Source organism: Streptomyces shenzhenensis, from assembly GCF_021462265.1.
GTDB lineage: Bacteria > Actinomycetota > Actinomycetes > Streptomycetales > Streptomycetaceae > Streptomyces > Streptomyces shenzhenensis.
This window is the reverse complement of record NZ_JAJONF010000011.1, coordinates 113780-136228: the sequence shown is the minus strand read 5'-3', so window position 1 is coordinate 136228 and position 22449 is coordinate 113780. Positions and strand designations below refer to the sequence as shown.

The window sequence follows — 22449 nt, the reverse complement described above, 5'->3', positions numbered from 1 at the left end:
ACGTATGGAGATTCTGGGCGCCTCCCTGCGCATCTGCGTCGACGACCTCGATACCGCGATCCCGTTCTACGAACGCCTCTCCGGCGGCAGAGCCGCGCGTTTCGAACGCGGCGGCGTGCAGGTCGCCGCGGTCGGCTCGTTCCTTCTGATGAGCGGTCCGGAGGCGGAACTGGAGGTGCTGCGCAAGGTGACCGCGACCATCGCGGTGAAGGACGTCGAAGCGGCCCACCGGCTCCTCGACGGCCTCGGCGCGCGCATCCTCGCCGGGCCGGTGCCCACCCCCGCCGGCCGCAATCTGCTCGCCATGCACCCGGACGGCTCGGTCTTCGAGTACGTGGACCAGCACCAGGACTGACACAGGCCCTGCGGCCGCATCCGGACGCCGTACCGCGCGGGCAGCGCTCGTCACCGAGCCGCTGCCCGCAGCCGGCCGCCGGTCCCTCCCGCGGACCGACGGCCCCGGACCCGGCGCCGAACGCGGCCACCGTTCGCCGCCCCTGCGCGAGCAGCGGCTCCGGCCGTACCCGGGGGCGGTCAGGATCGCGCGGAGGTCAGCCGGTCGTGCGCATCTCCGCCGTGATCGCCCAGCGTTCGTGGTCCCGCCAGGCCCCGTCGATGTAGATCATGTTCGGTGAGAAGCCCTCCAGCCGGAACCCGGCGCCGCGGGCGAGCGCGATGGACGCGGCGTTGCCGGGCTGCACGTTGATCTCCAGCCGGTGCAGCCGCATCGGCCCGAAGGCGTGGTCCACGACGAGACCCATCGCCTCCCGCATCAGCCCCCGCCCGGCCGCGTGCGCGAACACGCCGTAGCCGAGCGCGCCGCACTGGAAGCCGCCCTCGACGATGTTGTTGATGTTGATGAACCCGGCGATCTCGTCGCCGCGCTCCCCGCCCTCCTTCTCGCACACCAGGAACCCGGCCTTGCTGCGGTCCTCGATCAGCCGTCCCGCGTAGCCGGCGTAGGCCGCGTCCGTGGTGGGCGGGAAGAGCCAGGGCTGGTGGAGGGCCTTGCTCTCCCGGGCACGGGCGATGAACTCGGCGCCGTCCTCGTAGGTGTAGTGGCGGATGCCCACGCGGGGGCCCTCGGCGAGATAACGGGAAGCGGTGTGCGGCATCCCGTCACCCTACGCGGAGCCGGCTCAGGCGTTCCGCGGAATACGCTCCGCGGGTCCCGGGGGCCGTCAGCGCAGCGCCGGCTCCAGGACGGTCAGTGTGCCCGCGTCCGCGTCCAGTTCCGCAGCCACCCCGAGCGGGACGGTCAGGGCCGCCTCGCAGTGCCCGAACCCGAACTCCTCCAGCACCGGCACCCCCAGCCCGCCGAGCCGGTCGAGGAGCATCGGCCGTACCTCCTGGTAGGGCCCGCACCGGTCCCAGGAGCCGAGCAGGATCCCGGCGACGCCGTCGAGCCAGCCGGACCGCAGCAGCTGGGTGATGCTGCGGTCGAGGCTGTACGGCCGCTCGCCGACGTCCTCCAGGACGAGCAGTCCGCCGCGGGCGCCGGTGTGGGTGTGCGGGGTGCCGAGGCCGGCCGCGAGCAGCCGCAGGCAGCCGCCGACGGTGACGCCCCTGGCCCGGCCGCCCACCAGCGCGGCGCCCCGGGCGGGGATGGTGCGGACCGTCTCCGGAGCGAAGAGGGTGGCCCGCAGGTGGTCCTGTGCCTCGGCGCTCTTGACGAAGTCGGCGCCGGCGGCCACCGGCCCGTACAGGGTGGCGAGCCCGAGCCGGGTCGCGAACGCCTCGTGCAGCACGGTCGCGTCGCTGAAGCCGACGAACGCCTTCGGACCGGCCGCCCGCATCGCCTCCCAGTCGAGCAGGTCGACCATGCGCTGTGCGCCGTAGCCGCCGCGCGCGCAGAGCACGGCGGACACGGACGGGTCGCACCACGCCTGCTGGAGGTCGGCCGCGCGGTCCGCGTCCGAGCCCGCGAGGTACCGCAACTCACCGTCCGTGGCGAGCACATGGGGTGCCACGACCGGGTCGAGGTCCCAGCCGCGCAGGATGTCGAGGCCGGCCTGGAGCCGCTCCTCCAGCACCGGCCCGCTCGGCGCCACGACCGCGACCCGCGCCCCGGCGAAGAGCCTCGGCGGCCTCGCCAGTGCGGCCACCGAGGCCACTCCGGTCGCACCGGTCACGCCGGCCGCTCCGGGCGCTCCGGGCGCTCCGTCGGGTCCGGTCGGACCGGTCGCTGCCGTCATCGCGGTCACTTCGCTCACTTCACCAGCTCCAGCTCGGGAATGCCGGGCACGTCCAGCCCGAAAACCTGAGCGTAAAGGGCGAGCTCGGCCTCCAGGGCACGGACCAGGGTGTCGGCACGCCGGAAGCCGTGCCCCTCGCCCTCGAAGGTGAGGTAGGCGTGCGGTACCGGGCGGCCGTCGAGCCCGGCGAGGAAGCGTTCGCACTGGGCGGGCGGGCAGATCACGTCGTCCAGTCCCTGGAGCAGCAGGAACGGCGCGGTGAGCCGGTCGGCCTGCCGGCTGGGCGACCGCTCGACGTACCGCTCGGGCACCTCGGCCAGCGGGCCGATCAGGGATTCCAGGTACTGGGACTCGAAGTCGTGGGTCTCCCCCGTACCCCAGCTGGTGAGGTCGAGGACGGGGTAGGAGATGGCGCCGCAGGCGTAGACGTCGGTGCCGGTCAGGGAGGCGGCGGCGGTCCAGCCGCCGGCGCTGCCGCCGCGGATCGCGAGCCGGGCGCGGTCGGCGGTGCCCTCCTCGGCGAGGGCGAGCGCGACGGCCGCGCAGTCCTCGACGTCGACCACGCCCCACTGCTCGCGCAGCCGCTCCCGGTACTCGCGCCCGAATCCGGTGGAGCCGCCGTAGTTGACCTCGGCGACGCCGATGCCCCGGGTGGTGAAGTAGGCGATGGCGAGGTCGAGGACGAGCGGTGTCCTGCTGGTGGGGCCGCCGTGCGCCCAGACGACGTACGGCGGCAGCTCGCCCTCGGGGGCGGTGTGGCCGGGGTGGTGGGGCGGGTAGATGTGGGCGTGCACCTCGCGGCCGCCGGGCCCGGCGAAGGTGCGGACCTGCGGCTCGGGGTAGTAGGCGGGATCGACCGGGTCCTGGTGCGGGGTGCCGACGACCCGGGTGCGGCCGGAGGCGGTGTCGAGTTCGACGACCTCGTGGGCGGTGCGCGGGCCGGCGCCGACCGCGAGGACGCGGTGGCCGTGCACGGCGAGAGTGGCGGAGAACTCGGTCCACGGTCCGGCGGCGTCGGCGATCTCACCCGTTTCCGGATCGAGTATCCCGAGGGCCATCGCCCCGCGGCCGTGCAGGACGGCGATCAGCCCGTTGCCGAGCGGCGCGAACCAGTTCTGGCCGAGCCGCCACAGCGGGCCCGCGAACTCCTCCTCGCGCGGGCACAGGGGTTCGTCGTCGCGGTACAGGTTCCACCAGCCGCCGCGGTCACTCGTGTACAGCAGCCGGTCGTCCGCGGACCACTCCACCTGCGCGACGGCCTCCGCCGGACCGCCGGCCACGGTGCGGACCTCGTGCAGGACGCCGTCCGCGCCGACCTCGCCGACCAGCAGTTCCGTGCCGTCCCACGGCATCCGCGGATGGTCCCAGGCGAGCCAGGCGGCCCGGCGCCCGTCGTGGGTCAGGCGCGGCCCGGTGACGAACCGGTGCCGGCCGTCGGTGAGTTCGCGAACGGCGGCCCGGTCGTCGGCGGCCGAGCCGTCCAGCGGTACGGCGGCGAGCACCCGCCGTACGTCGGTGGGCGTGTCGCCGGTGAACTCCTCAAGCACGCACCAGACTTCGCCCCGGTCGAGCAGCAACTGCGGGTCCACCCAGCGGGGTCCGGGCGGGGTCAGCGGCCGGGGTGCTTCGCCGGGCTGGTACCGGTACAGCCGCTGGTCGTCGAAGTGGACGAAGACCAGCAGCGGCTGACCGCCGTCGTCGGGGACGGCGCCGGCCCACGGCCGTCCCCCGTACTCGATGACCCGGCTGCGGACGTTCCACGGCGCGGGCAGCACGGACTCGCCGGTGCCGCCGCGTACCAGGGTTCTGCGGCCGCCCTCCGCGGGCCGGGGTTCGGTCCACCAGGGCTCGTCGCCGACGAACCCCACCCACTCGGCGAAGCCGTCGTGGGCCGCGGCCAGGGCCGCGTCGACGGGTGAGGGCCACGAGCCGTACGCCTTCGTCTCCACGTTCTCTCCCAGTTGTCCTAGGGCCTGCAGACGGCACTTTCGCAACAGGCCCTGGTTCTCTGCTGCTCGCCCATGCCGTGCTATGCCGTGCGCAGGAAGCGGTCCAGGACCTGGACGCCGAAGTGCAGGGCCTCGACGGGGACGCGTTCGTCGACGCCGTGGAACAGGGCCTGGTAGTCCAGGTCCTCGGGGAGCTTGAGCGGGGCGAAGCCGTAGCCGGTGATGCCGAGCCGGGAGAACTGCTTGGCGTCGGTGCCGCCCGACATGCAGTACGGCACCACGTGCCCGTCGGGGGCGAACTCCTCGACGGCGGCGCGCATCCGGGCGTACGTCGGTGTGTCCAGCGGTGCCTGGAGGGCGACCTCGCGGTGGTGGAACTCCCAGTCGACGTCGGGGCCGGTCAGGCGGTCGAGGGTGGCGCGGAACTCGTCCTCGGTGCCGAACAGATAGCGTCCGTCGACGAAGGCGACGGCCTCGCCGGGGATGACGTTGACCTTGTAACCGGCGTTCAGCATGGTCGGGTTGGCGCTGTTGCGGACGGTGGCCTCGACCAGTCGGGCGGCCGGGCCGAGCTTGTCGAGGAGCACGTCGACGTCGGTGAGTTCGGGTTCGATGCCGTAGAGGGCGGCGAGTTCGGTGAGGGCGGCGCTGACCGTGGGGGTGAGGCGGAGCGGCCACTGGTGGTCGCCGATGCGGGTGACGGCGGCGGCGAGGCGGGTGACCGCGTTCTCCTTGTTGACCTTGGAGCCGTGTCCGGCCCGGCCGCGCGCGGTGAGTTTGAGCCAGGCCGTGCCGCGCTCGCCGGCGGCGACCGGATAGAGGTGCCGTCCGGTGCCGTCGTGGAAGGTGAAGGCGCCCGACTCGCCGACGCCCTCGGTGCAGCCCTCGAACAGCTCCGGGTGGTGGTCGGCGAGGAACCCGGAGCCGTCCTCGGCGCTGGCCTCCTCGTCGGCGGTGAAGGCGACGACGATGTCCCGGCGCGGCCGCACGCCCTCCCGGGCCCAGCCCCGGACCACCGCCAGGATCATCGCGTCCATGTTCTTCATGTCGACGGCGCCCCGCCCCCACACGACCCCGTCGCGGATCTCCCCGGAGAACGGGTCGACGCTCCAGTCGTCGGCCTGGGCGGGTACGACGTCGAGGTGGCCGTGGACGAGCAGTGCGTCGGCGGCGGGGTCCGTGCCCTCGACGCGGGCGACGACGTTGGTGCGCCCCGCGGTCCGCTCGAGGAGGATCGGCTCCAGGCCCGCTCCCGCGAGCCGCTCGGCCGCGTACTCGGCGGCGGGCCGCTCCCGGCAGTCGCCGCCGCCGAAGTTGCTGGTGTCGATCCGGATCAGCTCGGCGGTGAACCGGACGACCTCGTCCAGTGCCTGCTGGTCAGCCATACTGCTCCTCCACCGCGGCCGAGACGATCGTGGTGACCGCCTTGAAGGTACGGATGCCGTCGTACATGGTGCCCTCGGTGTACGCCACCTTCCGCTCGCCGACCCGGTCCACGCCGGGAACGACGGTGGCGGCCTGGGCGAGGTGCTCGGCGTCGAACTCCAGGGCGATGGTGAACGGCCCGCCGGTCACGGGCTCGTGCCGCACCGCGAGCCGGGCCGCTTCCTTGGCGGCGGCGCGGATGTCGCCGGCGGTCCTGGCGGGCGTCCGGCAGACGGCCGCGTATCTCGACACGTGGTCCTTGACGGCGACCTTGAGCGCCTCGGGCGCGTAGCCGAGGGCGTCCTCGCAGGCCAGGTCGTCCCCGGTGACGAGGACGACGGGGACGCCGTACTCGGCGACGACGTGCGCGTTGAGCAGGCCCTCACTGGCGCGGACGTCGTTCAGCCAGACGCCGGTGATGGAGTTGGCGAGGTAGGTGTGGGCGAGGACGCCCTCCATGCCGGCGCCGGTGTGGTAGCCGACGAAGGCGATGCCGTCGACGTCGCCGTGCTGGACGCCCTCGACCATGGACAGCGACTTGTGGCGGCCGGTCAGCATCTCGGCGCGCTCGTCGAGCTGCTCCAGGAGCAGGTTGCGCATGCTCCAGTGGGCCTCGTTGATGAGGACCTCGTCGGCGCCGCCGTCGTAGAAGCCGAGAACGGCGGCGTTGACGTCGGAGGTGAACATCGGCCGGCACCGCTCCCACTGCGGCGTGCCCGGCAGCACGTCGCCGGGCCAGGTCACCCCGGTGGCGCCCTCCATGTCGGCGCTGATGAGGATCTTCATGCACACCCTTCTGCTCGCGGGTCACAGGCTCGTCATCCGGTTGGTGACAGCAGTCTGCGACACCGTGCACCGATGACCGGGATCTTCACGCTGCCTCACGTTACGCGTCGCCGGGGGAACTTCCTACGGGGCGCCCCACCCGCCGCCGGGCACGGCCGGAGCCCAGGCCGGACGGGCAACTCGGCCGCGCTCCAGGCATCGTGGGCGGATCCTTCGCGCAGCACCGGCCCCGCTCTCCGAGCCCGGGTGGCTCCCCGCTCTCCGGCGGCCTCGCCGCTGCTGCGCCGTACGGGTGCCGTTCACGCACCCACGGCGGGAGGCGGCCCTCGTGCCCGGGCCGCCTTGGGTGACGTGGCCGGGAGCTCTCCGGCTGCGCCGACCGGCGACGCGGGAGAAGATGGCCGCTGGGGGGAGTGACCACGCGGTCGCGGTCCGCAGACCCGGCCCTCGACGCTGTTGAGTGAAGTGGTGTGAACATGACCCAGACATCACAGAACAACCCTGCCTGGCGGCGGATACCCGAGGACGTGGCCGACGCGGCAGTCACGGTGGCACGGGCCGCCGGGCGGGCGGTCCTCCACCCGAAGTCCACGGTGGAGCGCGCCCGCCATCTGCCGGACATCGTGCCCATGCTGGGTCAGGCGGTGAAGCCGCTCCTGACCGGGCGCGTGGACGACTGGCGCGGCGAGTACGCCTACACGCTGGGTCAGCAGGCGTTCGTCTACGGGTTCCCGTACATCTACAACGCCAGACTGAGGCACGACTGGGTGACACAGCCACGGAACCCCTCGACGGTTCCGTACGCGCCCGTCAACCATTTCTGGCACGCCGAGCGGTTGCTGGACGCGACCTACCGCGACGGCGGCTGCCCCAACAACGACACCCTGTACTCGGCGGCCTGGGTGAACCTCGGCAGCGAGCCGGTCGTCCTCTCCCATCCCGACATGGGTGACCGGTACTTCACCTTCGAACTGGTGGGGATCACCTCCGACAACTTCGACTACGTCGGTCAGCGCACCACCGGCTCGGGCGCGGGCAGCTTCGCCCTGGTCGGTCCGGAATGGCAGGGAGAGCTGCCCGCCGAGGTGCGGCGCCTGAAGAAGGCCCTGAGCCCCTGGGTCCTCATCCTCGGCCGCACCCTCGTCAGCGGCCCCGGCGACGTGCCACGCGTCCGGGAACTCCAGAAGCAGTACCGGCTCACCCCGCTCAGCCTGTTCGGCAGACCGGACGCGAAGGTCCCCGAAAGCCGTGACGTCCTGACGCCGGTCCTGGCGGAGGAGGATCCCCTGGGGCCGTGGAAGACGCTGAACGCGATGCTGGCCGAGAACCCCCCGCCCTCCCATCACCACGTGCTTCTCCAGCAGTTCGCCCAGATCGGCGTGGGCCCCGGCCTCGACGTCGAGGCGCAGCCCGACGCGGTGAAACGAAGCCTGATCCGGGCCGCTGCCCTCGGCGTGCCCCTGCTCAGGCAGCAGATCCTGAGCGGCGACTGGGCCCACCTCGTCAACGGCTGGCGCTACCCTCCCCCGCAGATGGGACGCTTCGGCGACGACTTCCTCAAACGCGCGGCCGACCAGTCGCTGATCGGTGTCGCCGCCAACGACCCCGCCGAGGCGGTCTACCTCTTCAACTTCGATGACGCGGAAGGCAACAAGCTGGCCCCCGAGGGCCGGTACGAACTGCGCTTCCCCGCCGGCTCCCTGCCCCCGGTCGACGCGTTCTGGTCGCTGACCGCCTACGGGGAGGACATGAACCTCATCCCCAACCCGGCCGACCGCTACTCGGTCGGTGACCGCAGCACCGGTCTGCGGTGGGACGAGGACGGCGGACTGACCATCCACCTGCAGAGCGAGGCGCCCGACGAGGAAAGGGAGGCCAACTGGCTGCCCACCGCGAAGAAGGGCGCCTGGTTCGTGGCCCTGCGCATGTACCGGCCCCGCCCGGAGGTGATCGACGCGACCTGGGAGTGCCCTGCGCTGACCCGCGTCGCCTGACGTCCCGGCACAGCGGCAGGGCCGGGCTGGCGACCCCGCCGGGAAACCACAGGCCAGAGTGGTAGCGCAGGGTGCCGCGGCGGGATCCGGACCCGCCGCGGCGGCCTCGGGGATGCGCGGGGCCGTTCCCCCGGTGCGGAAGAGGCCGGCCGGACGGATGATCGGAGGAGGCCCGGAGAAAGGAGGGGCCGCATGCGAGGCGAGACCATCCGGAAGACCACCCCGCCTCGGGTAGCCCCGAATCTGCGTGACTACGCCGAGGAATGCGCGGGCTTCTCCTGGTCGCGGGCGCGGGAGGCGTTGCGGGGACTGCCCGGCTCACGAGGACTGAACATCGCGTACGAGGCCGTGGACCGGCACGCGGCGTCGGCTCGCGCGGCGGCGGTCGCCCTGCGCTGCGTCGGGCGGGACGACTCCGTGACCTGCGTGACCTACGGGGATCTGGCGGCGTCCACCGCGCGGTTCGCGAACGTGCTCGGCAGGCTCGGCGTCGGCCGGGGCGAGCGGGTGGTCACGCTGCTGGGACGGTGCCCCGAGCTGTACACCGTGGTCCTGGGGACGCTGAAGAACACCAGCGTCCTGTGCCCGCTGTTCTCCGCCTTCGGCCCCGACCCGGTGGCCCAGCGGCTGCGGCTGAGCGACGCCCGGGTGCTGGTCACCACGGCGGAGCTGTACCGCAGGAAGGTCGCCGGACAGCGCGACGGGCTGCCCGGTCTGCGGCATGTGCTGATCGTCGGCGGCGGCGCGGACGCTGCGCCGGCGGGCACGCTCTCCTTCGACGCGCTCATGGCCGACGCGGACGACACGTTCACCATTGCGCCCACCGCGCCGGACGACATGGCCCTGCTCCACTTCACCAGCGGGACGACGGGCACCCCCAAGGGAGCGGTGCACGTGCACGAGGCCGCCGTGGCCCACTACGTGACCGCGTGGTACGCCCTCGACCTGCACCCGGACGACGTGTACTGGTGCACCGCCGATCCCGGCTGGGTGACGGGCATGTCCTACGGGATCGTCGCCCCGCTCATGCACGGGCTGACGGTCGTCGTGGACGAGGGCGACTACGACGCCCGCCGCTGGTACCGGATCCTCGCCGAGCAGCGGGTGAGCGTCTGGTACACGGCTCCGACGGCACTGCGCATGCTGATGCGGACGACGCCCCGGACCGGGCCGTACGACCTGCCCCGCTCGTTCGACCTGGGCGCGCTGCGGTTCATCGCCTCGGTCGGCGAGCCGCTCAACCCGGAGGCCGTGCTGTGGGGGCGGGACGTGCTCGGGCTGCCGGTGCACGACAACTGGTGGCAGACCGAGACCGGTTCCATCATGATCGCCAACCTCGCCGCCTGCGACATCCGCCCCGGCTCGATGGGACGTCCGCTGCCGGGCGTGGCAGCGGCCGTGCTGCGGCGTGGCGAGGACGGCCGGGCCGAGGTGACCGACGGGCACGTCACCGTGGTGGAGGAGCCCGGCGTGGAGGGCGAGCTGGCGCTGCGGCCCGGCTGGCCGTCCATGTTCCGGGGCTATCTGCACGACGAGCGGCGCACCGCGGCGGCCTTCGCGGACGGCTGGTACCTCACCGGCGACCTGGTGCGGCGCGACGCGGACGGCTGGTACTGGTTCGTCGGCCGCGCCGACGACGTCATCAAGTCGGCGGGACACCTCATCGGACCGTTCGAGGTGGAGAGCGCCCTGATGGAGCATCCGGCGGTCGCCGAGGCCGGGGTCATCGGCCGGCCCGACCCCGTCGCCGGGAACATCGTCAAGGCGTTCGTCGCGCTGCGGCCCGGCTTCGACCCGACCGCGGCCATGCGGCAGGACCTGCTGGCCTTCTCCCGCCGCCGGCTGGGCCCGGCCGTGGCGCCCCGCGAGATCGCCTTCGACCAGCACCTGCCGCACACCCGCAGCGGCAAGGTCATGCGCCGCCTGCTGCGGGCCCGCGAACTCGGCCTGCCCGAGGGCGACATCTCCACCCTGGAGGACTCCGCCCACGGCGCCTGCGCCTCCCCGCGGGGAGCCCCGCAGAGGACGGAGCGGTCCGCATGAGCACCACCCGTACCCGGCCGAACCGGCAGGCCGCGCACCGGCTGGCACTGCTGGAGTCGATGCTGCGCGTCCGCCGGTTCGAGGAACGCTGCGTGGAGCTGTACAGCGCGGCGCGCATCCGGGGCTTCATGCACCTGTACATCGGTGAGGAGGCCGTCGCCGTCGGCGTCAACGAGGCACTCACCGACGACGACGCCGTCGTGTCGACGTACCGCGAACACGGCCACGCCCTCGCCCGCGGGGTGCCGGCCGAGGCGATCATGGCGGAGATGTTCGGCAAGGCGACCGGCTGCAGCCACGGCCGTGGCGGCTCCATGCACCTCTTCGACGCCGAGCGCCGCTTCTACGGCGGCAACGCCATCGTCGCCGGCGGGCTGCCGCTCGCGGCCGGCCTCGCCCTCGCCGACCGGATGACCGGCCGGGCCCGGATCACCTGCTGTTTCTTCGGCGACGGGGCCTTCGCCGAGGGCGAGTTCCACGAGACCGCCAACCTCGCCGCGCTCTGGCAGCTGCCGGTGCTGCTGGTCTGTGAGAACAACCTGTACGCCATGGGCACCGCGCTGGTCCGCCACCAGGCCCAGACGGACCTCGCGCTGCGTGCCGCCGGGTACGGCATGGCCTCCTGGGCCGTCGACGGCATGGACGTCCTCGCCGTCGAGGACGCCGCCCGGCGGGCCGCCGAGGGGGTCCGTGCGGGAAACGGGCCGCACTTCCTGGAGATGCGCACGTACCGGTTCCGCGCCCACTCCATGTACGACTCCGACCGCTACCGCGACAAGGCCGAGATCGAGCGCTGGAAGGAACGCGACCCGGTCGAGGGGCTCGCCCGGCGGCTGCGGGAGGCGAAGGAACTGTCCGACAAGGCCCGGGGCGCCCTGGAGGACCGGCTGGCCGCCGAGATCGACCGTGCCGTGGCGGCGGCGGAGTCGGCGCCCGAGGAGCCCGTCGAGGATCTGCTGAAGTACGTCACCAGCCCGGTGGAGGCGAGCCCGCCATGACCGCGACCCACACCCCTGACGCGACGCCGGCCGCCGCCTCCGACCGGAAGACGACCTACCGGGAGGCGATGCGCGAGGCCCTCCGCGAGGCGCTGCGCGCCGACGACCGGGTCTTCCTGATGGGCGAGGACGTGGGCCGGTACGGCGGCTGCTTCGGCGTCAGCCTCGGCCTGCTGGAGGAGTTCGGGCCCGACCGGATCCGGGACGCCCCGCTGTCGGAGTCCGCGTTCGTCGGCGCCGGCATCGGCGCGGCCCTGGCCGGCATGCGGCCGGTCGTCGAGATCATGACGGTCAACTTCAGCCTGCTCGCCCTGGACCAGATCCTCAACAACGCGGCGACCCTGCTGCACATGTCGGGCGGCCAGCTGCCGGTCCCGATCGTCATCCGGATGACCACCGGTGCGGGCCGCCAGCTGGCGGCCCAGCACTCGCACAGCCTGGAAGGCTGGTACGCGCACATCCCCGGCCTGCGGGTCCTGGCCCCGGCGACCCTCACCGACGCCCGCCACATGCTGGCCCCCGCGCTCGCCGACCCCGACCCCGTGCTGATCTTCGAGCACGGCAGCCTGTACAACGTCTCCGGCGACCTGCCCGCCGACGCCGGCCCCGTCGACCTCGACCACGCGGCCGTCCGCCGGCCCGGCACGGACGTCTCCCTGATCACCTACGGCGGCTCCCTGCCCAAGGCACTGGCCGCCGCCGACGACCTCGCGAACGGCGGTATCAGCGCGGAGGTCGTCGACCTGCGCACCCTGCGCCCCCTGGACGACGCCACGATCGGCGACTCGGTCGCCCGCACCCACCGGGCCGTCGTCGTCGACGAGGGCTGGCGCACCGGAAGCCTCGCCGCCGAGATCTCCGCCCGCCTCGCCGAGCAGCACTTCTACGACCTCGACGCCCCCGTCGAGCGGGTGTGCAGCGCCGAGGTGCCCGTGCCGTACGCGCGCCGGCTCGAGGAGGCCGCGCTCCCCCAGACCGACGGCATCGTCGCGGCCGCCCGCCGCACGGTCGGCGAGCCCGCGCCGGCCACCGGAAGGCCGGGCTGATGGCCGAGTTCACCATGCCCTCACTCGGCGCGGACATGGACGAGGGGCTGCTCCAGGAGTGGCTCGTGGCCCCCGGCGACCAGGTGCGCAAGGGCGATGTCGTGGCGGTCGTGGAGACCGACAAGGCGGCCATCGAGGTCGAGTGCTTCGAGTCGGGGACCGTGGGACGGCTCCTCGTCCCGGCGGGAACCCGGGTGCCGGTGGGGACCCCGCTCGCGCTGATCGAGGCCGGGGCCGCGGCGGGGGCGCGGGCGGGCTCCCGGGCACCGGCCGCCGCACCGCACGAACGCCCGGAACCCCGGCGGGAGCCGGCCCGGGAGGCCCCCCGCGCCCGCGAGAGGGAGCCGGCCGGGCGGCCCGTACGGACGGCAGCCGGACCCGCGCAGCCGCAGCCCCCACCGCCCACACCCTCACCCACACCCACGCCCACCGAGGCCACCGCGGCTCTCGGAGCCGGACCGCTGGTGCGGCACCTGGCAGAGCTGCGGGGCGTCGACCTGACCACGCTGCACGGCACCGGCGCCGGCGGACGTGTCACCCGCGCCGACGTCGAACACGCCCCGTCGCCCCACGTGTCCAGGGTGCGGTCGACCCCGTACGCACGACGTCTCGCCCACGACCTCGACGTCGACCTGACGGAGGTGCGGGGTACCGGGGACGGCGGGGCCGTACGGGCGGCCGATGTGCGCGCCCACGCCGGGAAGGCCGCCGGGGAGGGCGAGCGGGAGCGGCCCCGGAACGGCGCACGCCGCACGGCCGCGGCCGTACCGGCCGCCGACCGCCCGGAACAGCGCACGGACGCGATGCGCCGGGCCATCGCCGAGCTCATGAGCCGCTCCAAGCGGGAGATCCCGCACTACTACCTGTCCACGACCATCGATCTCACGGCCGCCGTGGACTGGCTGCGCCGGGTCAACCGCGGCCGTCCGCCCGCCGGCCGGCTCGTGCCGGCGGCCCTGCTGCTGAGGGCCGCCGCGCTGGCCGCCCGCGAGGTGCCGAGCCTCAACGGCCACTGGCGCGACGACGGGTTCGCCGCCGCGTCCGAGGTGAATCTGGGCATCGCGGTCTCGCTCCGGCAGGGCGGGCTGCTGGCGCCGGTGATCCACGACGCCGACACCCTGCCGCCCGACGCCCTCATGAACCGTCTCAAGGACCTCGTCGAGCGCACCCGCCGGGGACGGCTGCGCGGCAGCGAGACGTCCGGCGCCACCCTGACCGTCACCAGCCTGGGCGACCAGGGCGTGGAGAGCGTGTACGGCGTCATCCATCCGCCCCAGGTGGCCCTGGTCGGCTTCGGCGCGGTCGTCGAACGGCCCTGGGCGGCCGGCGGCATGCTCGGCGTGCGCCCGGTGGTGACCGCGACCCTGGCCGCCGACCACCGGGCCACGGACGGGGCCGTGGGAGCGCGCTACCTCACCGCGGTCGACCGACTGCTGCGCAGACCGGAGGAGCTGTGAGCACTGTGAAACCCCTGACCGACGCGGAGGCCACGGCGGTGATCAAGGAGTCGATCACCCGGATCGTGCCCGACGCGGACTTCAGCCTGGTCCGGCCGGACGACCGGTTCCGTGACGTGCTCGAACTCGACTCGCTCGATTTCCTCAGCCTGGTGGAACTGCTGTCCGAGCGCACGGGAGTCCGCATCGACGAGGAGGACTACCCGGAACTGACCACCCTGGCGGATGCCACGAGGTTCCTGGTCGGCAGGTCCATGGGCGCGGCCGGCTCCGCGCCCTGAGGCCCCCGGGCACGAGGCCGGCGTACCGCGTGCCCGGAGGCCTCAGGAACCGGACGGAGCGGGCCGGGCGTCGTCCCTGCGCCAGGCCAGGTTCCCGGTGACCGAGACCACGCCGTCCACGCCCCGGCACAGCTGTTCCACGACGGGGATCAGGCTGCGGTACTCCACGGTGCCGCTGAGTTCGACCCGCCCGGCACGCACCTCGACGGTCACGTCCGCCGGTTCGAGCCCGAGCGTGCGGTGCAGCAGGTCCCTGGTGATCTCCTCACGGATGGCGTCGTCGCCGCGCAGGAAGACCCGCAGCAGGTCACGACGGCTGACGATGCCCAGCAGCCGGTCCGCCTCGTCGACCACGGGCAGCCGCTTGACGTGCTGGGTCTCCATGAGACGGGCCGCCTCCACCACGCTCCACTCCGGCCGGGCGCACACCGCGGGGGCCGACATCAGCTCCTCGGCCCGGGCCCCCTCGGCCTTCGCCCGTTCCCAGGCCTCCAGGTGCGGGACGGCGGTCCGGCCCGACGGGTCGGTCTGATCGGCGCTCTTGCGCAGCAGGTCGGCTTCGGACACCACCCCCATGGGGCGCCCCAGATCGTCCACCACGGGCACGGCGGTGACGTCGTTCTCCGCCAGCAGCCTGACCAGTTCCTTGAACGGGGTGTCCCGGCGGGCCCGGACGACGGGCCGGGTCATGAGCTCCTCGACCGTTCGGTGGTGCATGGTGCCTCCCGGATACGAGCCGCCTGCCTCGCGGTCGCGGCACTCTCGCCCTGTGCGGCGCCGGGTCCCGCGTGGCGGGTCGGATACAGCACCATTCTGCGGAGAGTTCAGCGATCATGCGAGCTCACGTAGGCGGCCGACTCGTCTGACGGCCCCCTGACGCCGGTCACGCGACGGTGCCGGGCCGAAGACCGGCGGCACCGAGAACCGGCACGCCGGTTCTCGGTGCGGGCTCGTTTCACACCCTCGCTTCTCCCAGGTCGCCCGGCTCCGTGCGGGGCCGGCGGAAGACCGGGGCCTGGCCGGTCCGCCACGGGCGTACGGCGGCCAGCGCCTGTTCGACCGCGGACTCCAGCGCGCCGCTGGTGTCGACCGCCACTGCTGCGGGCCACGGCGGTTCCCTGACGGCCATGGCGCGGGCGATGCCGGGACCGGCGTCGGACGCACCGGGGGCGCGCGTGCCCAGGCGGGCCTCCGACACCTCCACCGGCACCTGGCAGTGCAACGCCGTCAGGTCGGCGCTGACGCGTTCGGCCATCCGCACGGCCGCGTCCCGTTGCCCCGCGTCGGACCAGGTGGCGTCCAGCACGACCGACTCGCCCAGGGACATCAGGGCGGCCGCGCGGTCAAGCAGGGCGGCGTAGGTTCTGGCCGTCCACTCGGGCGTGTACAGCCCCTCGCCGTAGCCGGCGGCCGCGGACTGCCCGGCGGGGATGCCGGCCAGTTCCTTGCGGATCCGGTCGCTGCTGAGCAGCGTGACGCCCAGCCGGTCGGCCAGTGCTCCGGAGAGGGTGGACTTCCCGCTGCCGGGCAGTCCGCCGACGAGGACGAGGCAGACGGCCGAGGCGCGCAGATGCCGCAGTGCGATGGCGGCGAGCAGGCGCGAGGCCGTGTCCGCGCCGGGCGCGCCCTGGCGGGCCTGGATCACCGAGACCTTGGCGCGGACGAAAGCGCGGTAGGCGACGTAGTGGTGCCACAGCGAAGGGGGCGCGGGGTCACCGGAGTACTCGCAGAACCGGGCGAGGAAGTGCGCCGCGGCCTCCGGAGCGCCGAGCCGTTCGAGGTCCATGGCGAGGCAGGCGGCGTCGTCCAGGCCGTCGAGACTGCGCAGCCGGTCGTCGAACTCCAGGCAGTCCAGGACACGGGGTCCGTCGTCGAGGCAGAAGATGTCCTCGGTGAGCAGGTCTCCGTGGCCGTCGACCACTCGCCGCTGCTGGATACGGGCGTCGAACAGCCGCCGGCGACCGGCGAGATAGCGGCGCACCAGCCGCTCGGCCTGCGTGCCGCGGTCGGCCCCGGACGCGTCCGCGTCCACGTCCGCGGTCAGCGTGCGGACCTGCGCGAAATTGGCTTCCCACCGCGCGGACAGCGCGTCCCGCGTGCCCTGTGCGTCCACGTCGGGTCCGCGGGGTGCGGCCGCGTGCCAGGCGGCCAGGTGGCGGGCGACGGTCCGAAGGACGTCGTCCACGGCGGCCCCGTCCCGTACGAGGCCGGAGAGACGGCGGTCCTCCGGCATGCGGCGCATCACCACGACCGGTTCGGGCGATTGCGCGTCGGGGCCGCGGAACTCGCCCAGGCCCACGTAGACGTCGGGTGCGAACCGGCGGTTGAGGGCGACTTCGCGCTCGCAGGCGGTTCGGCGCGCCGCGACCGTGGTGTAGTCCAGGAACCCGAGATCGACCGGCTTCTTGATCTTGTAGACCCGGTCACCGACGAAGAACAGCGTCGCGGTGTGGGTCTCGCACACCGCGGCGCGCGGCGGCCGCCCGCCGTCGGGTCCGGCGGCGGCGTGCGACGGCGGCGGGTCGGCCCGTGGCACCGGCCGCGCCGGTGTCCCGCGCAGGCCGGGCTCAGTCATGGGGGACGACGGCGACGGGGCAGCGCCCGTGATGGATGGCGGCCTGGGCCACGGGACCGAGGTGGGGCGCCAGACCGGGACGATGCCGGCGCCGGCCCACGACCAGCACCGAGGCCTGCTCGGCAGCCTGTACGACAGCCTTGGCCGGACTCTCCAGCCGGACGCTGTCGGCCACGTCCACCCGGGGGTACTTCTCCCGCCACGGGTGCAGAGCCCTGCCCAGCTGCTCGTGCGTCTCCCGCGTCATCCGCTCCCCGACCTCGTGGTCCACGCCCCAGGGCAGCCGTGCGTGCAGCGGGACGCTGCGACCGTGGACGGCCAGCAGCGGGACCCCTCTGGCCGCAGCCGTGTGGAAGGCGAAGTCGAGAAGGTCGTCCGAGGAGCCGTGCAGTTTCAGGGCCACGACCACCCGGCCCGGCCCGGCCGCGGGCGGTTCCTCCTGCCGGGGCTGGGCCCGGACCAGCACCACGGGCCGCTCGGCCCGTGCGACGACAGGCATACTGACATCACCCAGGAAATAGCTCTGCACGGCCTCCAGACCCCGCGAACCGAGCACCGTCATCTCCGACTCCGACGCCGCCCGCACGAGGGCGTCCTGGGCGTCGTCGGCGACCAGGCTTCCGACGACGGACAGCCCTGGATGGCGCGCCTGCAGCTCCGCCTGCGCGGTGTGGACGAGACGCTTCGCCCAGTAGTTCTGGTCGACCTCCGCGGGCAGGCGGGCCGGTTCCGGTGCCAGCAGCGGCCATGCGTGCAGCAGGCGCAGGGTGAGCCTGCGTTTCTCGGCCTCGTCGGCGGCCCAGCGGGCGGCGGCGAGGCTCTCGGGCGAGCCGTCGAGGCCCACGGTGACGACTGGTTGCACGGCGGCGGCCTCCGTCCCGTAAGAAGTGCCGGATCGCTCTCCCATTCGAGGATCCCCCGATCCGCTTTTCGCCGCACACGGAGACCCTCAAGGCTCGCACGGACGGGGCCGGACGCACCGGGGCCGGTCGGCCCCTGTCGAGGGGACCAACGGCACACGTCCTGCGACGGGCCGGCCGGTCACCATGAAGGCCGGAGCCGCAGGGAGGTGGGTCCCGTGGCGATCGCCGGCCGGCACGCAGCGGGCCATGACCCGCCAGGCGGAGGCCGAGATCGCCGCGGAGAAACACTCCGCCGTCGTCTTGCCCGCCCGGTCCCCCGAAAGCGCCCGGGCCCCGACCCGGCCCGTCGAACAGGAAAGCGGCAGCTCCGTCCCGGTCTGAGCCGGGTGGGCCGCGGAGTACCAGGAAGCGGGCTGCCGGAAGCAAGAGACCTCCGCATGCACGAACGCATTCACGAGCGCATTCACGAAGAAAGGCCGAGGGCGTCATGGTCCAGACATCATGGACGACGACAGGTGTGTTCACAGGCCAGGGGGGCGCGCGTACCGACGAGGCGGGCGTCGTGACCGGGGAACTGACCGTGCACACCACGTGGGACGGCAGGCAGGCCGCCGTCAGGGTCCAGTACAGCGGCACCTCCCGGTGGTTCACGCTGGCCGGAAGCCCGGTGCCCTGTCCCTCTCGGCAGAGCAGCCGAGATCTGCACCAGTCTGTGGTGGAAGCGGTGCGGGCCGGCGGCGGCACGACCGTTCCACGCCACGACACACAGTGGGTACGGCCCTGAGCACCGGGCCGGGGGCCCGGCAACCCACAGTTCCTGCTCGGGCACCACGACCGGTTCGGCCCTGGTACCGACGAGGACCGGGGCCGGGGGGCGGACGAGGGTCCTGCCACCGGCACGCCGGCGAATGACGGATTCCGGACCGGTTGGGAATGCGGGACGGCCGGAGTGAGGATGGAGGTACGGGCACATCACGCTGCTCGCCCTGCCCTCGTGTTCCGCCGTGTTCCGCCGCGGAAGGAGGCCGCATCATGTATTTCCTCGATCGCCGAGACGCCGGCCGGCAGTTGGCTGCCCGGCTGAAGCACATCAAGGGTCCCGAGGTCGTGGTGCTGGGACTCCCCCGCGGAGGGGTCCCCGTCGCCGCAGAGGTCGCCCAGGCCCTCGGCGCACCGATGGATGTCTGCCTCGTCCGCAAACTCGGCGTGCCCGTCCAGCCGGAACTGGGCATGGGCGCCATCGGCGAGGGCGGCGTCCGAGTGATCAACGACGAGGTGGTGCGCAGCGCCCGTGTCACCCCGGACGAGCTGGCCGCGGTCGAGGCGCGCGAGCGGGACGTGCTGGAGAGCCGCGCCCGGCGCTACCGGGGCGGGCGGGAACCCCTGCGGCTCGACGGCCGCACGGTGCTGGTCGTCGATGACGGGGTGGCCACGGGTTCGACCGCGCGAGCGGCCTGCCGGATCGCCCGCGCTCGCGGGGCCGCACGGGTCGTGCTCGCGGTTCCCGTGGCACCGCATGACTGGACCGCACGGCTGGGCGCGGACGCCGACGAACTGGTGTGCCCGCACACGCCGTGGAACTTCTACGCCATCGGTCAGTTCTACGCCGACTTCTCCCAGACCGACGACGACGAGGTCGTCGCCTGCCTGGAGGACGCCTTCGCCCGCCCGGTGAGCACCCGCCGGGTTCCGCCGGGGCATGCCCTGCCCGAGGACCGGGAAGCCGATGTGCGAGCCGGCCCGCTGGTACTGCGGGGCCGGCTCACGGTCCCCGAGGGCGCGCCGGGGATCGTGGTGTTCGCGCACGGCAGCGGCAGCAGCCGCCACAGCCCGCGCAACCGGTTCGTCGCGGCCGGCCTGAACCGGGCCGGGCTGGGCACCCTGCTGTTCGACCTTCTCACCGAGGCGGAGGAGACCGACCGCGCCAACGTCTTCGACACGGACCTGCTCGCCCGTCGGCTCACGGACGCCACCGGCTGGCTGCGCGAGCAGCCCGAGGCCGGGGCGCTGGCCATCGGATACTTCGGCGCGAGCACCGGTGCGGCCGCCGCGCTCTGGGCCGCCGCCGAGCCGGGATCGGGGATCGCCGCGGTCGTCTCCCGCGGCGGCAGGCCCGATCTCGCCGGACCGCGGCTGCCGGCGGTGACGGCGCCCACGCTGCTGATCGTCGGGGGCCACGACCAACTGGTCCTCGGTCTCAACCGCGAGGCGCAGGCCAGGCTGCGCTGCGAGAACCAGCTCGCGGTCGTCCCCGGCGCCACCCATCTCTTCGAGGAACCGGGGACCTTGGAGAGGGTCACCGACCTGGCCCGTGACTGGTTCACCGACCACATGGCCCCGGCCGCTCACGCGGCGGGCAGATTCTGACGGCGCGGCGCGGCCCGGCAGCGGCGCCTTCCCTCGCCCGGCCGTCCCGTACGGCCACAGCCGTGCGGCGAGCCCATCGGCCGACGGCTCCGGATCGCGCCCGCACCGCGGTGCGGCGAGGGCCGCGCAACGTAGTCCCGTGTCCGGGCGCCCTCGGCTGTCATGGCGGCCGGCCGAGTCGTACGCGAGCTCGTGCCGCCTTCTGGAGGACGACGACCTTCCTTCTCCGAAACGTCGAGGCGGCGAGCCCGGGCGGGCTCCGGCCGGACGGCCCCCTGTCAGGGCCTTTCGACCCCTGCCGCCCAGGAACGGCGGGGTTGAGGCTGGGGGGCGGGGTCAATGCCGAGCGAAGGGCGTGGAACCGGTGATCACACGAGTGCGGATGCCGCACCGGCATCTGACGCCGCCCGCCAAGCCGGGGCCGCCGCACGAGCCGCCCAAGCCTCCGTCCCGGCAGCCGCAGCCGCTCGGCGGACGGTGGATGTTCTGGTGGATCCTGATGACCCTCCTCGTGGTCCTGGTGCTCTCGCGCGCCCGTTCCGGGCCACATGCGACGTCACTGTCCTACAGCGACTTCGTGACCAAGGTCGGGGCCAGCCAGGTGCAGACGGTCGACATCAACGACAAGGGCGCGGTCAGCGGCAGCCTGAAGGACGGCACGAAGTTCACCACCCAGATCCCCACCGCGCTGGGCACCGGCGCCCAGCTCCAGCAGCAGCTGACCTCCCACCACGTACAGATCAAGGCCAGTCAGAGCAGCGGCGGGGGCGGCTCGGCGTGGTTGTCCGTGCTCTTCTCGTTCCTGCCGTTCCTGCTGCTGATCGGCTTCTTCGTGTGGATGGGGCGCCGGGCCGCGGGGTCGGTGACCGGCGGCCTGAGCGCCATCGGACGCTCGCGCGCGAAGATCATCGAGGCGGAGCGGCCCACCACGGGGTTCGGCGACATCGCCGGCTACGACGGGGTCAAACAGGAGATCAGCGAGGTCGTCGACTTCCTGCGCAACCCCGCCCGGTACACCGCCGCGGGAGCCAAGGGACCCCGTGGCGTGATCATGGTGGGACCGCCCGGTACCGGCAAGACACTCTTCGCGCGGGCGGTCGCCGGCGAGGCGGACGTACCGTTCCTGTCGGTGACCGGCTCCGCGTTCGTGGAGATGTTCGTCGGGGTCGGTGCCTCCCGGGTCCGCGACCTGTTCGGCGACGCCCGCAAGCGCGCTCCGTCGATCATCTTCATCGACGAGATCGACGCGCTCGGATCGCGTCGCGCCGGCGGGGCCCGGCTGGGCGGCAACGACGAGCGCGAGCAGACCCTGAACCAGCTGCTGTCCGAGATGGACGGCTTCGACCAGGCCAGCGGCATCGTCGTCCTGGCCGCCACCAACCGGCCCGACGCGCTCGACCCCGCCCTGCTGCGCCCCGGGCGCTTCGACCGCCAGGTCACCGTGCCGCTGCCCAACCAGGCCGAGCGGGCCGCGATCCTCGCCGTCCACGCCCGCGACAAGACCCTGGCCCCGGACGTCGACCTGGATGCGGTGGCGCGCGCCACGCCCGGGTTCTCCGGCGCGGACCTCGCCAACCTGGTCAACGAGGGCGCCATCAACGCCGTACGCGGCGACCGCACCCGCATCGAACCGCACGACCTGGACGCCGCCCGCGACCGTGTGCTGCTCGGACGACGGGAGTCCTCCAACGCGCTGCTGCCCGAGGAACGCCGCTCGGTGGCCGTCCACGAATCCGGGCACGCCCTGGTCGCGGCGCTGTGCGAGCACGCCGACCCGGTGGCGAAGGTCACCATCCTGCCCGCCGGCGTCACCCTCGGCGTCACCGAACAACTCCCCGAAGCGGAAAGGCACCTGTACAGCGAGAACTATCTGACCGACCTGCTGACGGTGCGCCTGGGCGGGCGCGCGGCCGAACTCGTGGTCTTCGGCGAGGGATCGACAGGAGCCGCCAACGACCTGGCCGGAGCCACCCAGATCGCCACCCGCATGGTCCGCGAGTTCGGCCTCTCCCGCGAACTCGGCCCGGTCGGCTACGCCTCCACCCAACCGCACTACCTGGGTGAGACCACCGAGGAGCCCGGCCGGCCGGCGTACTCGGAGCAGACCCAGCGCATCGTCGACGAGGAGGTCGCCCGCCTGCTGCGCCAGGCCGAACAGCGCGCGATCACGCTGCTGCGCGGCCACCGGCCCGCCCTGGAACGCCTGGCCGCAGAACTGGTCGCCCACGAGACCGTCGACGGCTCCGTCGTCCTCGCCGCCCTGCGCCAGGAACGCCGCCAGGACGACGGACCAGACGATGTCCCCACCGTCGACGCGTCGTCGCCCCCCGGGCATCCGCGGCCGGGGGCGCACACGCCGCGTCGTTGACCGCCGGCGCGTGCCCGGCGCCATCCGATGAACCGGGTCGGCGCCGCCACCGACCACGACGGGCCGGTCACAGGGTGCGGGAACGGTCATGGTGCTCGCCTC

The 22449-nt window shown here is 73.5% G+C and carries 18 protein-coding genes; 10 read left to right on the top strand and 8 right to left on the bottom strand.

Features of this window, described 5'->3' with window-relative positions; translation table 11 throughout:
• Positions 1–4 precede the first annotated feature (4 nt).
• The gene (locus LQ326_RS17105; RefSeq protein ID WP_234537552.1) at positions 5–355 is read left to right on the top strand and encodes a VOC family protein; all 351 of its coding nucleotides are present in this window, start codon (positions 5–7) and stop codon (positions 353–355) included.
• Positions 356–551: 196 nt separating this feature from the next.
• Here the strand turns inward: LQ326_RS17105 and LQ326_RS17100 are convergent, their stop codons facing one another.
• From LQ326_RS17100 to LQ326_RS17080, 5 genes are all read right to left on the bottom strand, one after another.
• Entirely contained in the window at positions 552–1115 is a 564-nt protein-coding gene (locus LQ326_RS17100) for a GNAT family N-acetyltransferase (protein ID WP_234537550.1), read from the bottom strand.
• 66 nt (positions 1116–1181) lie between these two features.
• A complete protein-coding gene (locus LQ326_RS17095; protein ID WP_234537733.1) occupies positions 1182–2105 on the bottom strand; it encodes a S66 peptidase family protein in 924 nt (307 codons plus the stop codon).
• Between the two features lie 104 nt (positions 2106–2209).
• Complete coding sequence (locus tag LQ326_RS17090) at positions 2210–4144, bottom strand: prolyl oligopeptidase family serine peptidase (protein WP_372496880.1); 1935 nt, start codon at positions 4142–4144, stop codon at positions 2210–2212.
• Positions 4145–4224: 80 nt separating this feature from the next.
• On the bottom strand, positions 4225–5529 hold the full coding sequence (locus tag LQ326_RS17085) for a M20/M25/M40 family metallo-hydrolase (RefSeq protein ID WP_234537547.1): 1305 nt from the start codon (positions 5527–5529) through the stop codon (positions 4225–4227).
• Complete coding sequence (locus LQ326_RS17080) at positions 5522–6355, bottom strand: M55 family metallopeptidase (protein ID WP_234537544.1); 834 nt, start codon at positions 6353–6355, stop codon at positions 5522–5524. Before LQ326_RS17080 ends, LQ326_RS17085 begins: the two co-directional genes overlap by 8 nt.
• Positions 6356–6831: 476 nt before the next feature.
• Between LQ326_RS17080 and LQ326_RS17075 the strand changes: the two genes are divergently transcribed.
• From LQ326_RS17075 to LQ326_RS17050, 6 genes are all read left to right on the top strand, one after another.
• Complete coding sequence (locus tag LQ326_RS17075; RefSeq protein ID WP_234537543.1) at positions 6832–8349, top strand: DUF1254 domain-containing protein; 1518 nt, start codon at positions 6832–6834, stop codon at positions 8347–8349.
• A 192-nt stretch (positions 8350–8541) separates the two neighbouring features.
• Positions 8542–10392, top strand: coding sequence for an acetate--CoA ligase (acsA, locus tag LQ326_RS17070; protein ID WP_234537541.1), 1851 nt, complete (start codon positions 8542–8544; stop codon positions 10390–10392).
• A complete protein-coding gene (pdhA, locus tag LQ326_RS17065) occupies positions 10389–11390 on the top strand; it encodes a pyruvate dehydrogenase (acetyl-transferring) E1 component subunit alpha (RefSeq protein WP_234537539.1) in 1002 nt (333 codons plus the stop codon). Before acsA ends, pdhA begins: the two co-directional genes overlap by 4 nt.
• Positions 11387–12436 (top strand): alpha-ketoacid dehydrogenase subunit beta, encoded by a 1050-nt coding sequence (locus tag LQ326_RS17060; protein ID WP_234537537.1) that lies wholly within the window; start codon positions 11387–11389, stop codon positions 12434–12436. Before pdhA ends, LQ326_RS17060 begins: the two co-directional genes overlap by 4 nt.
• On the top strand, positions 12436–13893 hold the full coding sequence (locus LQ326_RS17055; protein WP_234537535.1) for a dihydrolipoamide acetyltransferase family protein: 1458 nt from the start codon (positions 12436–12438) through the stop codon (positions 13891–13893). Before LQ326_RS17060 ends, LQ326_RS17055 begins: the two co-directional genes overlap by 1 nt.
• Positions 13890–14174 (top strand): acyl carrier protein, encoded by a 285-nt coding sequence (locus LQ326_RS17050; RefSeq protein WP_234537533.1) that lies wholly within the window; start codon positions 13890–13892, stop codon positions 14172–14174. Before LQ326_RS17055 ends, LQ326_RS17050 begins: the two co-directional genes overlap by 4 nt.
• Before the next feature lie 42 nt (positions 14175–14216).
• Here LQ326_RS17050 and LQ326_RS17045 read toward each other — a convergent pair whose 3' ends face one another.
• The 3 genes from LQ326_RS17045 to LQ326_RS17035 all read right to left on the bottom strand — a co-directional run bounded on the left by LQ326_RS17045 (position 14217) and on the right by LQ326_RS17035 (position 17611).
• Positions 14217–14891, bottom strand: a complete 675-nt coding sequence (locus tag LQ326_RS17045) for a CBS domain-containing protein (RefSeq protein ID WP_234537531.1) — start codon at positions 14889–14891, stop codon at positions 14217–14219.
• 238 nt (positions 14892–15129) lie between these two features.
• Entirely contained in the window at positions 15130–16638 is a 1509-nt protein-coding gene (locus LQ326_RS17040) for a bifunctional aminoglycoside phosphotransferase/ATP-binding protein (protein WP_234537729.1), read from the bottom strand.
• Positions 16639–16741: 103 nt separating this feature from the next.
• Entirely contained in the window at positions 16742–17611 is an 870-nt protein-coding gene (locus LQ326_RS17035; protein WP_234537529.1) for a universal stress protein, read from the bottom strand.
• Between the two features lie 488 nt (positions 17612–18099).
• On the opposite strand from LQ326_RS17035, the gene LQ326_RS17030 reads away from it, so the two are divergent.
• From LQ326_RS17030 to ftsH, 3 genes are all read left to right on the top strand, one after another.
• Entirely contained in the window at positions 18100–18396 is a 297-nt protein-coding gene (locus LQ326_RS17030; protein WP_234537527.1) for a hypothetical protein, read from the top strand.
• A 248-nt stretch (positions 18397–18644) separates the two neighbouring features.
• Positions 18645–19979 (top strand): phosphoribosyltransferase family protein, encoded by a 1335-nt coding sequence (locus LQ326_RS17025; protein ID WP_234537524.1) that lies wholly within the window; start codon positions 18645–18647, stop codon positions 19977–19979.
• Positions 19980–20343: 364 nt separating this feature from the next.
• On the top strand, positions 20344–22347 hold the full coding sequence (gene ftsH, locus LQ326_RS17020; RefSeq protein WP_234537522.1) for an ATP-dependent zinc metalloprotease FtsH: 2004 nt from the start codon (positions 20344–20346) through the stop codon (positions 22345–22347).
• The last annotated feature ends 102 nt before the right edge of the window (positions 22348–22449 follow it).

What these genes read in the sequence shown, in the direction of transcription:
- LQ326_RS17080 (WP_234537544.1), bottom strand. Translation starts at nt 6,355, where the DNA reads ATGAAGATCCTCATCAGCGCCGACATGGAGGGCGCCACCGGGGTGACC.
- pdhA (WP_234537539.1), top strand. Translation starts at nt 10,389, where the DNA reads ATGAGCACCACCCGTACCCGGCCGAACCGGCAGGCCGCGCACCGGCTG.
- LQ326_RS17075 (WP_234537543.1), top strand. Translation starts at nt 6,832, where the DNA reads ATGACCCAGACATCACAGAACAACCCTGCCTGGCGGCGGATACCCGAG.
- LQ326_RS17100 (WP_234537550.1), bottom strand. Translation starts at nt 1,115, where the DNA reads ATGCCGCACACCGCTTCCCGTTATCTCGCCGAGGGCCCCCGCGTGGGC.
- LQ326_RS17045 (WP_234537531.1), bottom strand. Translation starts at nt 14,891, where the DNA reads ATGCACCACCGAACGGTCGAGGAGCTCATGACCCGGCCCGTCGTCCGG.
- LQ326_RS17060 (WP_234537537.1), top strand. Translation starts at nt 11,387, where the DNA reads ATGACCGCGACCCACACCCCTGACGCGACGCCGGCCGCCGCCTCCGAC.
- acsA (WP_234537541.1), top strand. Translation starts at nt 8,542, where the DNA reads ATGCGAGGCGAGACCATCCGGAAGACCACCCCGCCTCGGGTAGCCCCG.
- LQ326_RS17055 (WP_234537535.1), top strand. Translation starts at nt 12,436, where the DNA reads ATGGCCGAGTTCACCATGCCCTCACTCGGCGCGGACATGGACGAGGGG.
- LQ326_RS17105 (WP_234537552.1), top strand. Translation starts at nt 5, where the DNA reads ATGGAGATTCTGGGCGCCTCCCTGCGCATCTGCGTCGACGACCTCGAT.
- LQ326_RS17030 (WP_234537527.1), top strand. Translation starts at nt 18,100, where the DNA reads ATGGTCCAGACATCATGGACGACGACAGGTGTGTTCACAGGCCAGGGG.
- LQ326_RS17025 (WP_234537524.1), top strand. Translation starts at nt 18,645, where the DNA reads ATGTATTTCCTCGATCGCCGAGACGCCGGCCGGCAGTTGGCTGCCCGG.
- LQ326_RS17085 (WP_234537547.1), bottom strand. Translation starts at nt 5,529, where the DNA reads ATGGCTGACCAGCAGGCACTGGACGAGGTCGTCCGGTTCACCGCCGAG.